The 16002-nt window shown below is 60.4% G+C and carries 18 protein-coding genes and 1 pseudogene; 8 read left to right on the top strand and 11 right to left on the bottom strand.

All coding sequences use genetic code 11. The annotated features are described in order from the left end of the window. Nucleotides 1–501 precede the first annotated feature (501 nt). The 5 genes from ACZYZ5_RS01030 (at nt 502) to ACZYZ5_RS01010 (ending at nt 3333) form a co-directional block, all read left to right on the top strand. Nucleotides 502–756 carry a hypothetical protein gene (locus ACZYZ5_RS01030; RefSeq protein WP_463898566.1) on the top strand — a complete coding sequence of 85 codons (255 nt, stop codon included), beginning with the start codon at nt 502–504 and terminating at the stop codon, nt 754–756. Nucleotides 757–830: 74 nt separating this feature from the next. Then, complete coding sequence (locus ACZYZ5_RS01025; protein ID WP_463898565.1) at nt 831–1028, top strand: helix-turn-helix domain-containing protein; 198 nt, start codon at nt 831–833, stop codon at nt 1026–1028. Between the two features lie 664 nt (nt 1029–1692). Further along, nucleotides 1693–2169: a hypothetical protein gene (locus ACZYZ5_RS01020; RefSeq protein WP_463898564.1), complete on the top strand. Its 477-nt coding sequence runs from the start codon at nt 1693–1695 to the stop codon at nt 2167–2169. Between the two features lie 185 nt (nt 2170–2354). Then, entirely contained in the window at nt 2355–2618 is a 264-nt protein-coding gene (locus ACZYZ5_RS01015) for a hypothetical protein (RefSeq protein WP_463898563.1), read from the top strand. Nucleotides 2619–2940: 322 nt separating this feature from the next. Beyond that, nucleotides 2941–3333 carry a hypothetical protein gene (locus ACZYZ5_RS01010; RefSeq protein ID WP_463898562.1) on the top strand — a complete coding sequence of 131 codons (393 nt, stop codon included), beginning with the start codon at nt 2941–2943 and terminating at the stop codon, nt 3331–3333. Between the two features lie 988 nt (nt 3334–4321). Here ACZYZ5_RS01010 and ACZYZ5_RS01005 read toward each other — a convergent pair. The 8 genes and pseudogenes from ACZYZ5_RS01005 to ACZYZ5_RS00970 form a co-directional block, all read right to left on the bottom strand. Beyond that, nucleotides 4322–4510: a helix-turn-helix domain-containing protein gene (locus ACZYZ5_RS01005; RefSeq protein ID WP_463898754.1), complete on the bottom strand. Its 189-nt coding sequence runs from the start codon at nt 4508–4510 to the stop codon at nt 4322–4324. Nucleotides 4511–4519: 9 nt separating this feature from the next. Then, nucleotides 4520–4835 (bottom strand): annotated as a pseudogene (locus ACZYZ5_RS01000) (recombinase family protein); the annotation flags it as partial. Between the two features lie 212 nt (nt 4836–5047). Next, on the bottom strand, nt 5048–5383 hold the full coding sequence (locus tag ACZYZ5_RS00995) for a hypothetical protein (RefSeq protein ID WP_463898561.1): 336 nt from the start codon (nt 5381–5383) through the stop codon (nt 5048–5050). Between the two features lie 53 nt (nt 5384–5436). Next, nucleotides 5437–6069, bottom strand: coding sequence for a hypothetical protein (locus tag ACZYZ5_RS00990; RefSeq protein WP_463898560.1), 633 nt, complete (start codon nt 6067–6069; stop codon nt 5437–5439). Between the two features lie 20 nt (nt 6070–6089). After that, a complete protein-coding gene (locus ACZYZ5_RS00985; RefSeq protein ID WP_463898558.1) occupies nt 6090–6830 on the bottom strand; it encodes a hypothetical protein in 741 nt (246 codons plus the stop codon). Between the two features lie 322 nt (nt 6831–7152). After that, a complete protein-coding gene (locus ACZYZ5_RS00980; RefSeq protein WP_463898557.1) occupies nt 7153–7734 on the bottom strand; it encodes a recombinase family protein in 582 nt (193 codons plus the stop codon). A 345-nt stretch (nt 7735–8079) separates the two neighbouring features. Further along, nucleotides 8080–9399 (bottom strand): Nramp family divalent metal transporter, encoded by a 1320-nt coding sequence (locus ACZYZ5_RS00975; protein WP_463898555.1) that lies wholly within the window; start codon nt 9397–9399, stop codon nt 8080–8082. Between the two features lie 176 nt (nt 9400–9575). Next, nucleotides 9576–10511, bottom strand: a complete 936-nt coding sequence (locus ACZYZ5_RS00970) for a dihydrodipicolinate synthase family protein (RefSeq protein WP_463898554.1) — start codon at nt 10509–10511, stop codon at nt 9576–9578. Nucleotides 10512–10677: 166 nt separating this feature from the next. On the opposite strand from ACZYZ5_RS00970, the gene ACZYZ5_RS00965 reads away from it, so the two are divergent. Both ACZYZ5_RS00965 and ACZYZ5_RS00960 read left to right on the top strand, forming a co-directional pair. Further along, nucleotides 10678–11688: a LacI family DNA-binding transcriptional regulator gene (locus ACZYZ5_RS00965; RefSeq protein ID WP_463898753.1), complete on the top strand. Its 1011-nt coding sequence runs from the start codon at nt 10678–10680 to the stop codon at nt 11686–11688. A gap of 32 nt (nt 11689–11720) precedes the next feature. Then, nucleotides 11721–12500 (top strand): fumarylacetoacetate hydrolase family protein, encoded by a 780-nt coding sequence (locus tag ACZYZ5_RS00960; RefSeq protein WP_463898553.1) that lies wholly within the window; start codon nt 11721–11723, stop codon nt 12498–12500. 1792 nt (nt 12501–14292) lie between these two features. On the opposite strand, the gene ACZYZ5_RS00955 is transcribed toward ACZYZ5_RS00960, so the two are convergent. Beyond that, nucleotides 14293–14616, bottom strand: a complete 324-nt coding sequence (locus tag ACZYZ5_RS00955) for a DUF6355 family natural product biosynthesis protein (protein ID WP_463898552.1) — start codon at nt 14614–14616, stop codon at nt 14293–14295. Between the two features lie 12 nt (nt 14617–14628). Continuing rightward, complete coding sequence (locus ACZYZ5_RS00950) at nt 14629–15036, bottom strand: DUF6355 family natural product biosynthesis protein (RefSeq protein ID WP_463898551.1); 408 nt, start codon at nt 15034–15036, stop codon at nt 14629–14631. Between the two features lie 17 nt (nt 15037–15053). On the opposite strand from ACZYZ5_RS00950, the gene ACZYZ5_RS00945 reads away from it, so the two are divergent. Then, nucleotides 15054–15305 carry a hypothetical protein gene (locus ACZYZ5_RS00945; protein ID WP_463898549.1) on the top strand — a complete coding sequence of 84 codons (252 nt, stop codon included), beginning with the start codon at nt 15054–15056 and terminating at the stop codon, nt 15303–15305. Nucleotides 15306–15684: 379 nt separating this feature from the next. Here the strand turns inward: ACZYZ5_RS00945 and ACZYZ5_RS00940 are convergent, their stop codons facing one another. Then, entirely contained in the window at nt 15685–15987 is a 303-nt protein-coding gene (locus tag ACZYZ5_RS00940; protein WP_463898752.1) for an MFS transporter, read from the bottom strand. Nucleotides 15988–16002 lie beyond the last annotated feature (15 nt).

Raw genomic sequence — 16002 nt, 5'->3', positions numbered from 1 at the left:
AGGGTGTTGGCGCCGCCTGCATTCAATTCCACGGACCAAGAAGGAGCCAGACAGCGATCCCGATGGCGGCTCGTGCCGATCTCTTAGGCGTTCTGCTCCAGCCAGGTTCGGCAAGGGACCTGAAGCCGATGCCCTGCCGTCCGGGGACGGTGAGATATCGAACAGGGGGCGGTGCTGCCACCGGCGGACAGCACTCAGGGGACGAACCGCGCCCGCGAATCCTGACGGAAACTGAGTAGAAAACAGTCCCGGGCACTGGAAGTCGGCAGTCTTGGCCCGTCCCAGCGGCCCCTGGGCCCAAAAGCAAGTACTAACCAGGTATTACTCTCGGGTACTCGGAAAAGTACTGAGGTACAGGTTACGCATGGGACAGATGAGCCTTGAGTTTAGTGTGGGGTCCACGGTGCTAAACCGGCGCAGGGACCATTCCCGGCAAGCGCTACTACCGGATCCGCACCACCAGTGAATCACCGTTGATCGCACTGCGAAGGAGTGGTCCATATGCCGAAAATCTCTTCCGGCTCGCCGTCATCCCGAATCCGGGACAGGCGCCTGTACGCGTTCCTCACCCAAACCATTTCCCGGGCACGCAAGGTTTCCGTCCCCTACAGGCTCGGCGACGTCGTGGTCGGAGATGACCCGTTCAATGGGCGCAGGCAGGGCCTGGTGGCGGTCAAGAACGGCAACTCCGTGGGGCTGCAGACCGCGGACCGGATTTTCTACTACGACCACCGGCAGCTCACGCGGCCGGACTAGGCCCGTACCGCGTCGCTGTCTGTTACTGTTCCGCTTCCCCCATTGCTGTCAGCAGCCCAAGGAGCCCGATTCGAATGCCCCTCGCAAGCATCCCCACCCCGTACCTGACCATCACCGAAGTAACCGAGGGCCTCCGTGTGTCCAAGATGACCGTCTACCGACTCGTCCGGACCCACACACTGGCCTCGATGCGCTTCGGCAAGTCCTACCGAATCTCTGAAAAGGCCGTCGAAGACTACCTCAGGAAGATCAGCTGTTCGGCGCAACCCTGATGGACCTTGTGCGGTCCGGAGGAGTCGCGCCCGGCACTTGACGACGGTCCTGGAACCCGCAGCAGGCCCGGCGCAATGGGGGGCCGCCGCACCAGCCCTGCGGCGCGCGCAGCAGCCGATTACTCAGCCCCGTCTGCCGTTGCAATGCCAGTCTGTGCCAGACGCCTTGAAACCTTGAACAGCCCAAACACTGAACAAACCAGCTTTGAACGTTCACTAATTGTGCTGTGAATTCCGGGATCGGGTCCGATGAACCTCATCAAACTGCGTGGCGAGCTCTGCGGCATCCTTGTTCCCCCACGGGATGTCGGTCCTGCCTTTCCGGCCGCTGGCCCTTCATTTCTCAGCGCTGTGAACGGCGAGGTTCGCGCCCTTAGGAAAATATTGGCCTCAAAGACACCACCTCCCGAATCACCGAAAAAGGTCATCGGGGAATGACCGAGTGGCGGAATCGTCCCCGAACCGGGGCAGTTGCGAATTAGGGGGTGATTGGACCCGCGGAAGACGCTGCCGGGGTCCGATTGAAACTGGCAAAGGCCAGTCCGCTCATGCAATCGTCTCGCCAGGTAACGCTTTGGTCCTGGTTGTTATCGCTGGCATGTGTTGACACCTCAACCGCCCACGGATCAATCTGGGTCAGAGGCCCGAATACCAGGAGGCGACAGTGGAACAGTCTCGAAAGGATACAGCGACCAGGGCCGCCTGGATAACTGGCGGGTTCGCTTTGGCAGGCACGCTGATCACACTCCTCTTCAGCAGCAACGTTCTCGGCTTCAGCAGCAACGTTCTCGGCAGCCCCGGGGGCGGAACGACATCACCCCCGCCCGCCGGTCCCTCTCCAGTCATCATCTCCACCTCAGCCCCCGCCATACCGGAAGGCGTCGAGGGACATTGGAAAGGCGGTGGCGCGATTTCAGAAAACTTTCATCTGACGATCGCGAACGACACAAGCTGGACGTTAATCAACGGTAACGATGTACAGGCGGGCCACGTCGCGGAAGGGAAAGTGGTCTTCAGCAATTCGCAGGCGACTTTCTACTATAACGACGGCCGAGCTCCGCTTGTAGTCGATTGGGCGATAGCCAAAACGCCAACCAACACTGTCCTGCATCTGGGAACCTATACGTACATCAGGCAGTAGCCCACATCGACCACGCTAGGCATCAAGTTATTCCATAGTAATTATTACCGATAACGGCCGATATGACAGCCCCCGACTGCTGGTTCCGTGTGTCTGCTCCGGCCGCTGCGTCGTGCTCGTATTGCCAAGACATGCCAAGGGGACGAGCGGAGAACAGGCTGGACGCTCCTAACACCGGATACGTCGTGGACCAGACACCCCAGCTGGCGGACCTCCCGGATGTACCACGCCCGGGTGCACTCGACGAGGCTCCCCCACTGGGTTCCTTCCGAACATTCCAGGTACCCATCAGAGATATCGCGGTGCTGACCGGGCTCGACCTGGAACAACTGACCGCCCTGGACCGGATGCCTATTGCTTCAACCCTGCCCACAGCCCGAATCGCCTCAACCTGGCGGCGACTCAGAACACCCCAGGACCTCGATCTCGACTTCGAACTCAACGACTAGGAACACGACACGTCCGACCGATCCTTCCGGCACCCGCTCCGCTTGCTCCGGGCAAGGACGGAACTGTCTCCGACAGGCATCGGACTACCGAACATGTTCCGGCACTCCTCCAATAGATGGTGCTGTCGTTTTTGTCAGGGATCCCTGACACACTTACGGTCAGGATTTCCTGACAGGAGGGTGCGGTCATGGGCTGGGTATCGAACGACAACGAACACGAGGGCTGGGCGGCCACCGTCGCACCGGATGGACGCTTGTCCGCATCCTCATCAGGTGAAGGAATGCTGGTGCAGGCATCACCGGCCGCTACCAGCCGGACAAGATGCTGCCCGACTACGAAGTAGTCCCGGACCGGGAGATTATCGGCTGGCGCGGAGCCTGCGGCTGCGGCTGGCGAGGCGAACTGTGGGAGCGGGTCACTTCCCCCGGGGCCGCCGACTTCAGCCGCCGACGGGACTACCTCGCTCCGGAGGAACCTGCATTCGCTTCCCTCGAGGTCGAAGACGCCATCCATGACGAGTGGAAAGCACACATCGCCCCATCGGAAGCCATCCTCGGTGTGGAAGCGGCTGCTCGTGAATACAACCAGGCCGGCCACAGGCTGGATAAGACCGTCGCCGCCGCGAAGGCGACCGGGGCATCCTGGACCGACATCGGCCGCGCAGTCGGCATCAGCCGCCAATCCGCACACGAACGGTGGGCCGACAAACAATGAGTAACGGGCATCAGTTGCTCCAGACTGGCAAAGATGTCAGGACTTGACTCACTGCCACGGCCGCAATCGGCTACAACGACGTCGCAGCCATCGGCATGATCACGAACTCCACCGACGCGGAATCCAGCCCGGTACAGATCTCGCCATCGCCGGATTCGACGGCTGCTGGCCTCGCGAGACCACCTCCCCGTCAAAGGCAAACAGCGGTGCTGAGATCCAGAAACTAATCGGCGCGTCCCGCACCACCGTCCATAGGTACATAAATACGGAGGGCGCGGCAGGTGTCGGCCGTGCTAGAGACCAGGACTAACCGGACGATCAGGGTGTCCATATGGACGGTGAACGTCCCCATATGGACGATAAGTACGTCGATATGGACGATATGTGTCCCCATATGGACACTTGCGCAAGCGCAAACGATGTTAGTCTATGTTTGTTCGAACGGTTCAAACCAACGAACACCAGAACTGAAAACGGCGCCGGAGAGAGGTCCAAGTCTCCCCGACGCCGTGTGGGCGGATGGTTACTAGAGCGGCCAGTTGTTCACAGCATGAATGAGCATTGAGAAAGCCACCGTGAGTCGCGTGCAGCCGGTCAGAAGCTGCAGGCACATGGTGGCTTTTTCGCGCCATTCAGACGGTCTGGCCTTTTTCCCGTTACCCATATTCACCCCCTTCCCTTTGTCGTAGGACTCCCGGAAGTGGGACAAGGAAAAGCTTAGCTGACGAGTGCGACGCCGTCCCATCCCCGGGTTACATATGTGTTGTTTTAGCGCGGTTAAAGGCGGTTTATCGCGGTTCCCGTTGTTCATCCACAGGAATACACACAGGCCCAAACAGAAAGCCCCCGGCGATAGACAGTTGGGAGGCGGATTGGTTATGAGACATTTTTCGACTCACCCCAACCTGGAGGAGTGCGAAGAGTGCACGATCCGAAGCGGCTAGCTCTGAGTGAGCGGCACTCGGACTATCGCGAAAGCAAGAAAGCCCTATAGAAGGTATCGGTAGACGGTGGCGCGGGAGACTCCGAGCATCTTGCCGATGTCGGAGGCGTCAATTCCTTTGCCTTTAAGTTCCTTGGCCCTGGCGGCGGCAGCGTCGTCCACCTTGCGTGGTCTGCCGCCATGGCGGTTGTTCGCCGCGGCCGCGGCGAGTCCTGCCCTGGTGCGTTGGATCATCGTGTCGCGCTCCAGTTGTGCGAATGCGGCCATGATCGTCAGCATGGCAGTGCCCATGGGCCCGGTCGTGTCCAGTCCCTCGGTCAGGGACCGGAAACCTGCTCCCTGTTCTCTGATGTTCTCGATGATGTCCAGGACGTGCCTGGTGTTGCGTCCCAGACGGTCGAGCTTCCACACGGTGAGCACGTCGCCAGGTTCAAGCCGGTCCAGGGCTTTTGCGAGCTGAGGACGTTCCACGGTGGATCCGCTGACTCCGTTGTCGGCAAAGGTCCGGGCTGTAGGCGGCCCGGAGTGCCGTGAGCTGCAGATCAAGGTTCTGTTCCATGGTGGAAACCCTCGCGTACCCAATGACAGCCATGCCCCCCACTATTCTCTTAATCCCGATGAATATGCCGTTGTGAGACTACCGGTTATTAGACGGTTTTTGAGACAGCGGAGGAGCCACGCCGCCGCGCGACCTGTCATTTTCAGGAGTCGCCTGCACTGAATGTCAGAAGTCGTCTGCACTGCGATTGTGTGTCCGAATGGGGATCATCCTCATACCCTGCCCCGAATGCGGATGAATAGGGCAGCGAACATCGCCCCGAAGAGGGACACCGTGAGGATGGCCAAGATCGCCAATGCCGGGTTCGTCCACGGCGGCACCAGATCGTACTCGGCGTTGCACTTTGTGGTCAGCGGGAACAGCTGGAGCTGCTCATGCGCGTTTTGGCTGCGGTACTCGTGGTCGTACGGCTGACCAGCACCCAATTCACACGCCTCCGCGACATCAAGCCCGCCGGCGAAGACACCTTGGAAGAGGACCACAACGAGGAGAAAAGCCGACAGTGCAGTCAGTTTCAGCCAGAATCCGGCCGGTTTGATCTTGCCCATTGACAGTCCCCCATAACTACAGGCCGAGTCTATAGTCCGCTATCCGCCATGCTTCACGCAGTGGCCCGCCGCAGCGTCTCGCCGGGAATCACCTGAGAGCTTGAGAAGTGCACCCAGTCATCGATCCGGCCCTCATCGAAAAGGCGGCGTGCCTTCATCTGGCACTCCTGCATGTCCCGTCGTGTGCCGCGCGGGTCGTAGCCGACGGCACCACCCAGAAGAGTTGAATTCACCAGGCGGGTCAGGCCAGGCGCGGTCATCACCTCGTACATGGTGTGTCCGCGCCGGAAGGGCCACTTGCCAGTTGGGACCTCGACCAGGCGAAGGTAGGTGTATCCGTGGGCGAACATGGTGTTCCCCATCTGCTGGAGCAGCGACAGTGACTCATCAGCGCCAAATGCGAAGTCGGTCATTTTCTGCAGCAGGTCCTGATACTGCTGGTCAAGCACCCTATCCACCGACCCGTCCGCCTTCTGCACGTACCTGTCGCCGAGTCCACCAGCACCTCCCTGGAGTGTCAGGCGAACCCATGCACGGATTTCCTCAACATCTTCGGCTGCAGGATTGGATAGAAGATACTTCGCCCGTGCCTCATAGTTCTCGGCCCCCTGCGGCTGACGGATGATTCGAAGCAGCCCGGAAAACGTCAGCATATCGAGGGCCAGCGAATTTACGTCCGTCGTCATCTCCGACTCCATTTCAGGTGTTATGCGCTGAGGCGCAGGTCGAATGCAATCTCTGCCGTGTCCCACTCCGGACCGAGTGACGCTGCGGTCGGATTCTTCAAGAACTCTTTCAGCGCCTCATCAACGGTCCCAAGGTCGCTGACATAGCGTGAGGGAATAAAGCCTTGGATTCGTCCGATCGGGACCTCTACCGATCTGTCCCCTGCTTGCCCGTGGCTTTGCAGGACCGCCCATGAGAAATCATTTTCCGCATCATGGTTGCGGTGGCACACCAGCTTCGATGGCGGGCTTCCGGCGACTTCGAAACGGGCGGGACCATGTTCCACTACCAAGCGGGGGTGGCGTTCCCCGTCCAACATATCCAGCTCCTGCTTGGCAACCTTGCGAGCCTCAGTCAGGGTATCGATTTCCCACCCGTTTACAGTCCACGAGGCTTTCATCTCGAACTTTTTACCCACGAGCCTCCAGGCAACACCGAACTGGGCCCCTGCAAGATAGCCGCCCATCCACATGAGTCCGGGTTGCCCCAGCAGCATGCCGACGATAAGGAATGATGCAAGGAACAGGAAGTTCAGCCACTTCCAAGGCAAGCCGAAGCGGAATACATAGGTGCTGAGAGCCAGCCCTGCAAGAAGCGGCCCGATGTCCGCTGACACCGACGTGTTCACGCCGAACAGCGTGAGGGCAACAGTTCCGGCCAGCACTACCGCACCGAAGATGGAGTAAGACCAGATCTCATTCCGGGTATTCTTCCCCGCCATGCTCAACCCTTTTCCTAGCCCTGACGGCGTTTCCCGCTCATCACCCAATCTACTTGGCACTCCAACTCGGACCCCCAAGCCAGGGTGTATGGCGAGCCATGTTCTTGAAAACGAAGGATTTCAAGAATGACTCAAATCGAGAATCCCCGGCTCTGTCGCTCTTCGAGATAGTGCGGCATTCTGTGACTGTTAACCGAGAATGGCGGTTTTTTCACAGCTCGGTTTGGCGGGTTTCGCACAGTTGGCCTGGTGGATTTGATGGCTCCTTGGCGGCGTTCCGTGATCGCTTGGTCTCGCCTTCAGGGAGGATGATGAGATGCGGCTAGTCCTTGAGTGCTCGCGACCGTCTATAAAACGTTGCTCGGGACATTCCGAGATCGCGGGCAACCTGCGCAGCGGGGTCGCCGCCTTCAACCAGGCGGACAGCGCTTCTGATCTGACTGTCAGTAACCCGGCGGGGTCGGCCGCCAAGGTCCTTTCCAGCTTCGCGCCGTTTGCTGATGGAATCGGTAACGCGTTCGCGCTTGATCTCGTGTTCCATTTGCGCGAGAGCGGCCATGATTGTGAACAACATCGAGCCCATGGGTGTCGCGGTGTCGACGTCGCCGCCGCCGAGGTTCAGGACGCGCAGGGCCGCGCCTCGGCCGCGGAGTTCGTCGGCGAAGTCAAGCATGTTCAGTGTGGATCGTCCAAGCCGGTCCAGTGTCGTGATGACGAGGGTGTCGCCATCGATCAGCGCGTCGAGTGCCCGATCGAACTCGGGTCGTGAAGCTCGCGCCCCAGACACGCCGTGATCAATGTAGAGGTCATCGCGTCGGACGCCGGCGGCCATAAGATCCACCTGCTGCCGGTCGGTGGACTGCTGCCGCGTCGAAACACGTGCGTAGCCGATCAGTTTTGTCATGGGCTGCTCCGACGTGTCTCGTAACTAACGGTGAATACACCGATTCAATCAGAAGCTTTCGAGACATAGTTACGAGACTCGCCGGCCGTGCACGAATGCGTTCGGTGCCGCGAAAATTTGGTCCTACCGGTCGTCGCGGTCGTTCAGTCGATGAGACACCTCATATCCCAAGGGTTGCGAGACAGACAGCGGGTCCAGCAGGTGCCGGCGATCGAGGCGACAAGTAGGCCCCCACCTATTGGATGGGGGCCCTACTTGTGTGCTGGTCATCGCGGAGCATCCGGCATAGCGTTGTGATCCGGTGCGGGCGATGTGGAGCACCCTTGCACCTGATCACTGAGCGGGTCAGCCGCCGGCCGCGAAGTTGAGGATCAGTCGAATGGACAGGGCGAGCACCGCGAGGAGGCCCACCACGCCAAAGAGGTTCTGCCACCACTTATTGCGTAGCGAACCCATCAGGTCGCGGCGATTCGCCATCACCACGATCAGTGTTGCCAGCAGAGGTGCAACCAGGATCGTCAGTGCCTGGGCGATAATGATGACCTGCACCGGTTGAGTTTGGAAGATGACGGTGATGGTGAGGCCGAACGCGAGGATGATCGCGCTGATCAGTTTCTGTGTGCCGGAAGTGATGCCATTAGTGCCGCGCCGGTTGAGTGCGTCGGAGAGCATGGTGCCACCGGCGGTGCAGTTGGCGGTCATGGCGGAGAAAGCGGCACCGGTAAACCCGATGGCGAAGATCGCGGTGCCGATCGGGCCGGCGAGGGGTTCGAAGACGCTGCCGAGCTGGCCCATGGTCGAGGCGACCTTGCCCGTGGCACCGAGTACGGAGGCCGCAACGATGATTACGAGCGAGGTCATGATGCCGGGGGCAACGATGCCGGGAATCGTATCGATCATGGTGATGTCGCGGTAGTCTTCCTCGCTGCGTGCGCGCTCCTTCGTGCCGTAAGAGGTGTAGAAGGCGGCGTTCACGGAGAAGTTCGTGCCGACCAATGCGATGACCAGCAACCAAGCATCGTTAGGAACGCTGGGAATCAGCCCGGATGCTGCCGCGGCCCAGTCGGGGTTCGCGATGAACGTCGTTGTTACGAAGGCAATCGCCATGACGCCAACCATCACGACGAGCACCTTCTCGATAACCCGATAGACATTGCGGACCAGAAGAATCGTGGCGACCAGGGCGGTGCCGATGATCGTCCACATGACCGGCGATCCGCCTAACAGCATAGACGCGCCCAGGCCGAGACCGACGGCGTTGCCGACCGAGAAGCACAAGGTGACCAGGAAGACGCCGATGCCAGCGATCATCCCGACCTTCTTTCCCAGGTGGTCCTTGATCGACTCGATGAGTGAGATTGGCGATTTGATGCCCAGACGCACGCTCATGTCGGTGAGGAAGATCATCAGGATGGTGGAGACGACGATCACCCAGAGCAGGGTGTATTGGTAGCCGCTACCAGCCTGGACGGCGGTGGCGAGGTTACCGGGCCCGAACTGCCAGGCGCCGGCGACGAAGGCTGGACCGATCAGGGCAAGGTGGCCCCAGAATGATCGACGGGTCTTTCGGGCCTCGGCGCTGGCCTGGACGCTGCTGGCGGACAGATGTCCGGAGCCGGTTCCCCGCTTGCGCGAGGTGCTAGGCGTCTTCGTGTGTTCAGTCACGGCGCGCCCTCCTTCCGCGGGACTATTCTCCCGCACAGTCTTCTTTGACTTTTTGATTCCGACCTCAATTGTCGGGTGGGCGGCCTACCAAGTGGCCGTTCGCTTGCGTAAACGCGGGCAGTGTCCGAGCCAGGGTGAGTGCGGTATGAATTCTCCCGCACACACCCTGCTGTCGGTCAGGCGGGGACGGCGACCTTGCCGATGTTTGCGGCGGCGAAGGCATCGGCAATCTCGGCCTCGGCGCCGTCGGGCAGGGGCAGCAGTGGGGTGCGCACTGTGGCGTGGTTCAGAATGCCGCGGTTCACGAGGCCCCACTTCAAAGCGACGGTGCCCTCCATGTGGGACCCGCGGTGGTAAACGTTTTTGGTCACCGGGAGCAGCCGCTCATGAATCGCGTGGGCACGCGGGTAGTCCTGCGCCTTGCCGGCTTCGATCAGTTCGACGAGCAGTTCGGGGGCGATGTTGCCGTAGCCGACGAGCAGACCGTCGACATCGAACATGGTCGGCAGCAGGTACTCGTCATGGCAGGACAACACCTGCAGCTCGGGGTACGCGGCGCGCAGCGCGGGGATCTCGGTGTACCACCGGCGCATGTTCCGGACACCGTTCTTTGTGGCGAACACGCCCTCCTGGCCGGCGATCTCGAGTTGAGTATCGAGGTCGTAGGTCGCCTTGGTGTTGTCGGGGTACTGAAACAGGATCAGCGGCAGACCGGACTCGTCATAGATCTCCTGGTAGCGCGACTGGGGCGCGCCCTTCTGGTACCCGAAGCGCAGCCACCCGTGCGAGGGGTAGACGAGACCGGCTGACGCGCCGGCCTCGACGGCCTTCTTGGCCTCGAGGGCCGCGGTCTTGTTGCCCTCCTTCGTGATGCCGGCCACGACCGGCACGCGGCCGTCGGTCGACGCCACGAACGCGCGGATGACGTCCAGCTGCTCCTCTTCGGTAAGGAACGTGCCTTCGCCGGCGTGCCCCAGGACGACGAGGCTCTTCACGCCGTCAATCGATCCGAGCCACGAACCCAGACGCTGGATCGCAGCGAAGTCGACAGCGCCATCTTCGGTGAACGGGGTGACAGGTGCGGGGCTGAGTCCGCGGAGATCGATGGTCATTACAGCTACCTCTTGTCTTCATTGATGGTCGGTAGTTCCGCTATGATGAGAACGTTTGCGGGAACGTTCTCTAGTTTGCACGTGTCGCAGCTCACTGTCAAGAGAACGTTTGCAAGTAAGGAGGACTAGAGTGTCTGTAACACCTCTGCTGACCAGGAGAACCGCCATGGAACCGGCAGCCACCGGCAATGTCGTCACACTAAAGGACGTGGCAGCGGCCAGTGGCGTTAGCATTTCCACAGCCAGCCGCGCCCTGGATGAACGGACCACGTACCGGTCTGCAGCCGCAGCGAACGTGCGGAAGATTGCCGAACAGCTCGGGTACCGGCGGAACTCTTTCGCCTCCAGCCTGCGCCGCGGCGAGACCCGGACCTTGGGCGTCCTTGTCCCCCGCTTGAGCGACACCGTCATGGCACTAATGTTCGAAGAACTCGAGAAGGCCGCGTCCTCCCGCGGATACTTCGCCATGGTCGGTACCAGCGGGGATGACCCTGACGAAGAACGCAGCGCCGCTGAAACACTCCTGGACAGAAACGTGGACGGGCTGATCCTGGCTACGGCCCGGCTCGACGACGAACTCCCCCGGCTCCTGCGTGAACGCCGGGTAGCGCACGCACTGGTACTCCGCACCGACGGCATCAGCCCATCAGCTCTCGGAGACGACGAAGTAGGCGGTTACCTCGCCGTGCGCCACCTCATCGACCTCGGCCACCGCGACATCGCCGTCGTCACCGGCCCCGCCTTCACGTCCACCGGAACTGCCCGTCTCGCCGGCGCCCGCAGGGCCATGGAAGAAGCCGGCATCAACCCGCCGGACAAGTGGCTCCTCGCCGCGGGTTACGGCATTGAAAACGGCTACACCGCAGGTGAAACACTCCTGGCCGCCGACCGTCGTCCCACAGCGATCTTCGCTGCCAACGACAACATCGCCATGGGCGTCATGGCGGCAGCGCACCGCGGCGGCATCACCATCCCCGATGACCTCGCACTGGTCGGGTACAACGACACACCCCTATCGGCGCGGCTGCCCACACCCTTAAGCTCGGTCCGCGTTCCCTTGGATCAGATCGCCGCCACAGCCATAGATCTCATCGTCAATCCCGGTACCGAACCCCTCATCAGGCGCTCCATGCCGACCCTCATCCCACGTCAATCCAGCGGAACACCCAAGCACTAGTCCCCTGAAGCCATCACATCCATAGGACACACATGCGCATCGCCCAATTTTCAGCAGGCGCTGAACCCCTCTTCGGCATTGTGGAAGGCCCGCCAGGGAACGAAGAAATTACCGTCATAGACGGTAACCCCTTCTCTGGCGGAATAAACCGGACCCTCGTCCGCCACAAGCTAACCGACGTCCGCCTGCTCGCCCCCGTTACCCCGCGCAGCACAATCATTGGTGCTGCACGGAACTTCGTTGCCCAGACAAGCGAGCTGGCACAAGTTGAAAGGTTCGGCCATCCACTCCTATTCATGAAGCCACACACCGCCGTGGTAGGCCCGGGCGAAGCAGTCATCCTGCCGAAATTCTCTACGGAAGTAACCTTTGAAGCCGAACTGTGCGCCGTCATCGGGCGCCGCTGCAAAGAAGTCGCCGCCGACGACGTGCAAGACTTCATCTTCGGCTATACCTGCGGAAACGACCTCACGGCCAAGGACGTCCAAGCCACCGATGGACAATGGACGCGGGCCAAAGGCTTCGACACCTCCGCACCACTCGGCCCGTGGATCGAGACCGACCTGGATATTTCCGACCTTGCCATCCAAGGCCGCCTCAACGGCGAACTCCGCCAGGACGGCAGCACCGCCCTCATGATCCACGGCGTCAATGAACTGATATCCGTCATCTCCCACGGACTAACCCTGCTGCCAGGCGACGTCATCATGACCGGAACCCCCAGCGGAATCGGCCAAGTGCAGGCAGGAGACAGCTTCGAAGTATCCATCGAAGGCATAGGAAAACTCACCAACCCTATAGTCCGCCAGTGAGCGGCAGGCGGGTTCCGGCCGCCTATAGATGGCCGATCCGACAACAGAGGCCGAATCTTTGTCATCGACCAACTCGGTGTCTCGAAACCTCCGTGCCTCGAATCCCTAGCGTTTCGAGACAACCGAGCAGCAAGGCGAGAGCTGGCCTGACTGCCTCTTACACCCGCGGAGGGCATCCGAAGGCGCCATGAAGGGCGCTGAAGCACCGCCTCATCGGACCAAACCACCCCAAATCACAGTCACGTTGTGCTCCAAGAACCACTTTTCAGGCACAGTGATCGACAAGTCTATGGCCCACCCTGACATCGGACTCAAGTCCTCACAGCCCTCCAATAAAGCAGACATAAGTGTGGACACTGTCCACACCCTCTTTGGCAGGACAAACCTCGGGGCGCGACTCTCGCGGGCACGCCCTAAGACCGCCTCCCAGGGGCGCTCTTTAGCGAGATCGCCGAGGTCATGTCGTCGTCGCTTCCCCCACACATGGATAGGTGTAGTCCACCCCCGGCCACACCGAAAGAACCGGAACGAGGAACCATATAACCCACTTCAGCAGGCGGAAGGCCCATCAGCCAGGGACTTGAACCCGCCACCCCACACACCTGAACAGGCCCCGCGGTAGCCAGGCCACCGCCCGCGAACCAGCCGTCAGAGCGACGCGACCACAAGCTTTCGCAACACGTCAAAGCAAAATCGCCTCTGACGAGGAAAAACGTCGTGCCCGAGGTGGGACTCGAACCGGGTTCCAGCCCTTGAATTTCCGCCACTCCCCCGAAAACCTCCGGAATCCGGCCCAGTCCGGCACCCGTACGACCCGAACCGAAGCCCAAGGTGTGCACATTGTGCACACCCTCTTTTTGACCAATTTGATGCAACAACCAGAAAGAGGGCCGCAGCCCTGCCGGCATGGAGTATCCCGTCTGCTCCTCGCCGATATTCCGCCCTGTGCGGCCCCGCCTACACGAGTCTTGGCCGGAGCTTGGCCTGGTACAAGCGCAGCATCCTGGCAAGCGGAAGACTGGGAATCAACGAGCGACATGGTGTTGCACCTCCTTTCGTACATCTCATTGCGGAAAGAATGGAACCGCGCATGACGACTACCCCCTGCACGGGAGCACGGGCTGACCCATTCGGTTTCCCAAAGCGACGGAAGATCCAATATCGGTAGTTCCTCGTCAGCCGTTAGGCGTCAACATTTACGCAGCAGCCGTCGTTAGTGCTTTCGCATTTGGTGAACAGCAGGCTTGCTGACCAAGACGGAATGCATTAGATAGGCCTGCCTGTCGGGCCTGGCAATCGCCCAGTACGCCGTCGGGCAGGTTTCCGCTGACCGTGTACCCACACATCTCCCCGGCGGCAACAACGCAGATGTGGACCACCGCCTGTTCGACCGGCCACACGGTCCGCGATGGCGAGGATCACGGGCAAATGACAAGGGCCACTAAGACGCGGCTAGCACCGCTCATTGAGTCCATGCCTGTCGAGTCGGTACGCTGCCGAACGAATCAGCTCGACAATGCGGCCAGTCCGGAACCTCGGCTTGCGTCAACTGCGGATCCAAGGAGCCGTTCCAAGCGGGGCTGGCGGTTGTCCGAAGACCTATATGAGTGTCCCACCGGCATAGTGGACCGCCGGTGGGACACTCACAGAATGCCGTTAATGCAAACCCGCGAGCGATGGGTATCCCAGTGGGGATGAAGCACTTCAGTTTTCATTTAGAAGTAGGTTATAAATACTTTCTGTGTAACACAGTAAATATTTGCCCTACAGAGAATCGGCTGATTCGTATTGGTCAGCAGCCGCCAATGTAATATGCAAAGTTGAGGCCGCCCAAGTTCGGGTTTGCATAGAGGCGGGTTTCTCCAGGGGTCACGCACAGGTCGCGTTCGGCGTAGTAGTACTGGACTCTGATCTTGACGTTACCTGGACCGCAGTGGTTATAGATCGCTTCTTCCCAGGGCGGTATGTTGCCGCCGATGTTCGACGTGACAACACCCTGAAAACCGCACACGGCTGCAGATGCCGGCGCGGCGGTGACCACCAGTCCGGAGACTACCAGAGCCGCCCCAGTCGCTATTGCGGCGCAAACGCGCTTGAAACCGTTTAGCTGACTCATTGGACCTGCCCCTTAGCAGAGGCCGACGTAGTAGGCGCCAGCGATCCTGTCGCCCTGGTTCACGAATCCGAGCCAGCTGTCACCCGGGGGTACGCATGCGTAACGGTTGCCATTGGGTGATTCGGTGACGATCCTAACGTTTGTGGGACCGCAGTGACCGTAGACAGACACGACTTTCTGGCCGCCAAAGGGGTCTAGGGTCTGACCAAGCAAGTTCAGACTGAGGATGGAACTGTAGGTGCGGATTTCTTGCGAGTAACCACATACCGAAGCCTTCGCCTCTTCCGGCCCCACTAGTGAGGTGCCAACGATGCCACCGGCAACGAGAAGCCCGGTGGACAGAATTGTGACAATCTTTCGAGCTTTCATGTTATATTCCCCCAAATTATTTACAAACCCTGTCAAGTTGGATTCGTTCAATACGATAGAATATATTCATGGCTACTTCAACTAGATCGCCGATGATGCGCCAGGGCCGCAAGCAGAAGGTACTAGGGCTGGCGTTTTGCGTGTCGATGGCGGGCCTCTTGGCTTCGATCTTCCTTACCGGCCGGAACCCGCTTTTTCCTGGGATGTCTGGTCCGCTGCTGGTGCTGTTCTTCTTCCTGGCCGCAGCAGGCAGCGTCGTCGGGCTTGCCGCTATCAGATTGCGGCGAACAGCGAAGGAAATCTCAGACAGGGATATCTGAGAGGACTTCGCTCCTGCGGGAGTGACATGCGGCTACGTGGAGGATCCCTAAGCGGACGCCGTGGCAAGGATCGGCCGCCGCCGTTTTCGCGAGGTTAGGGTAGGCCCCATGACGACAGTTGCGCCTCTGCCCTCGGCCTAAGCCTTGACGCCCTCGCGATCGCGTACGCCTATTGCGACGCACTTCTAACCGATGCTGAAGCCCGGGCCGCGCTCATTAACTCTCGTGAGCTGCGCCACTTCGGCGCCTACGTCCCCCGCAACGCGCAGGAGATGGCAGATTGGCTCGATGGCCTTCCCGCTGTCCCAAGCCCAGAGACGTCCGTCAATCATCCGCCCCATCGCCCTGTCTGAAGATCCGTACGCGTCGTCCGCTGGTCTCAGGCGACAACACGCATAGTCAGCGCCAGATAGAGCATCGCCAAGGATCCTGTGTTGATCAGCCAGAAGAGCGGGAAGCAGGCTAGCAACTGGGTGCCGAAGCCTATGAAGTAGGTGCGCTTGCGGCCAATCCTGTCCGAGAGGTATCCGGCGAGGTAGGTGAAGATAAGCCAGACAGCAGAACCGTAAGTGACTGCGACGAGCACGTCAGTGCGTCCGTGACCGACGGCGGGGCTGGTCGCGTAGCTGGGGATGAAGCCGCCTGTTGCCATATACCCTGCAGCGTTGTTGCCCGCGAAGATCAGGGCAGCGATGCG

The sequence above is a fragment of the Pseudarthrobacter ribosi genome, from assembly GCF_055412865.1.
The sequence above is the reverse complement of the archived record's forward strand: the minus strand, read 5'-3'. Positions and strand labels throughout refer to the sequence as shown.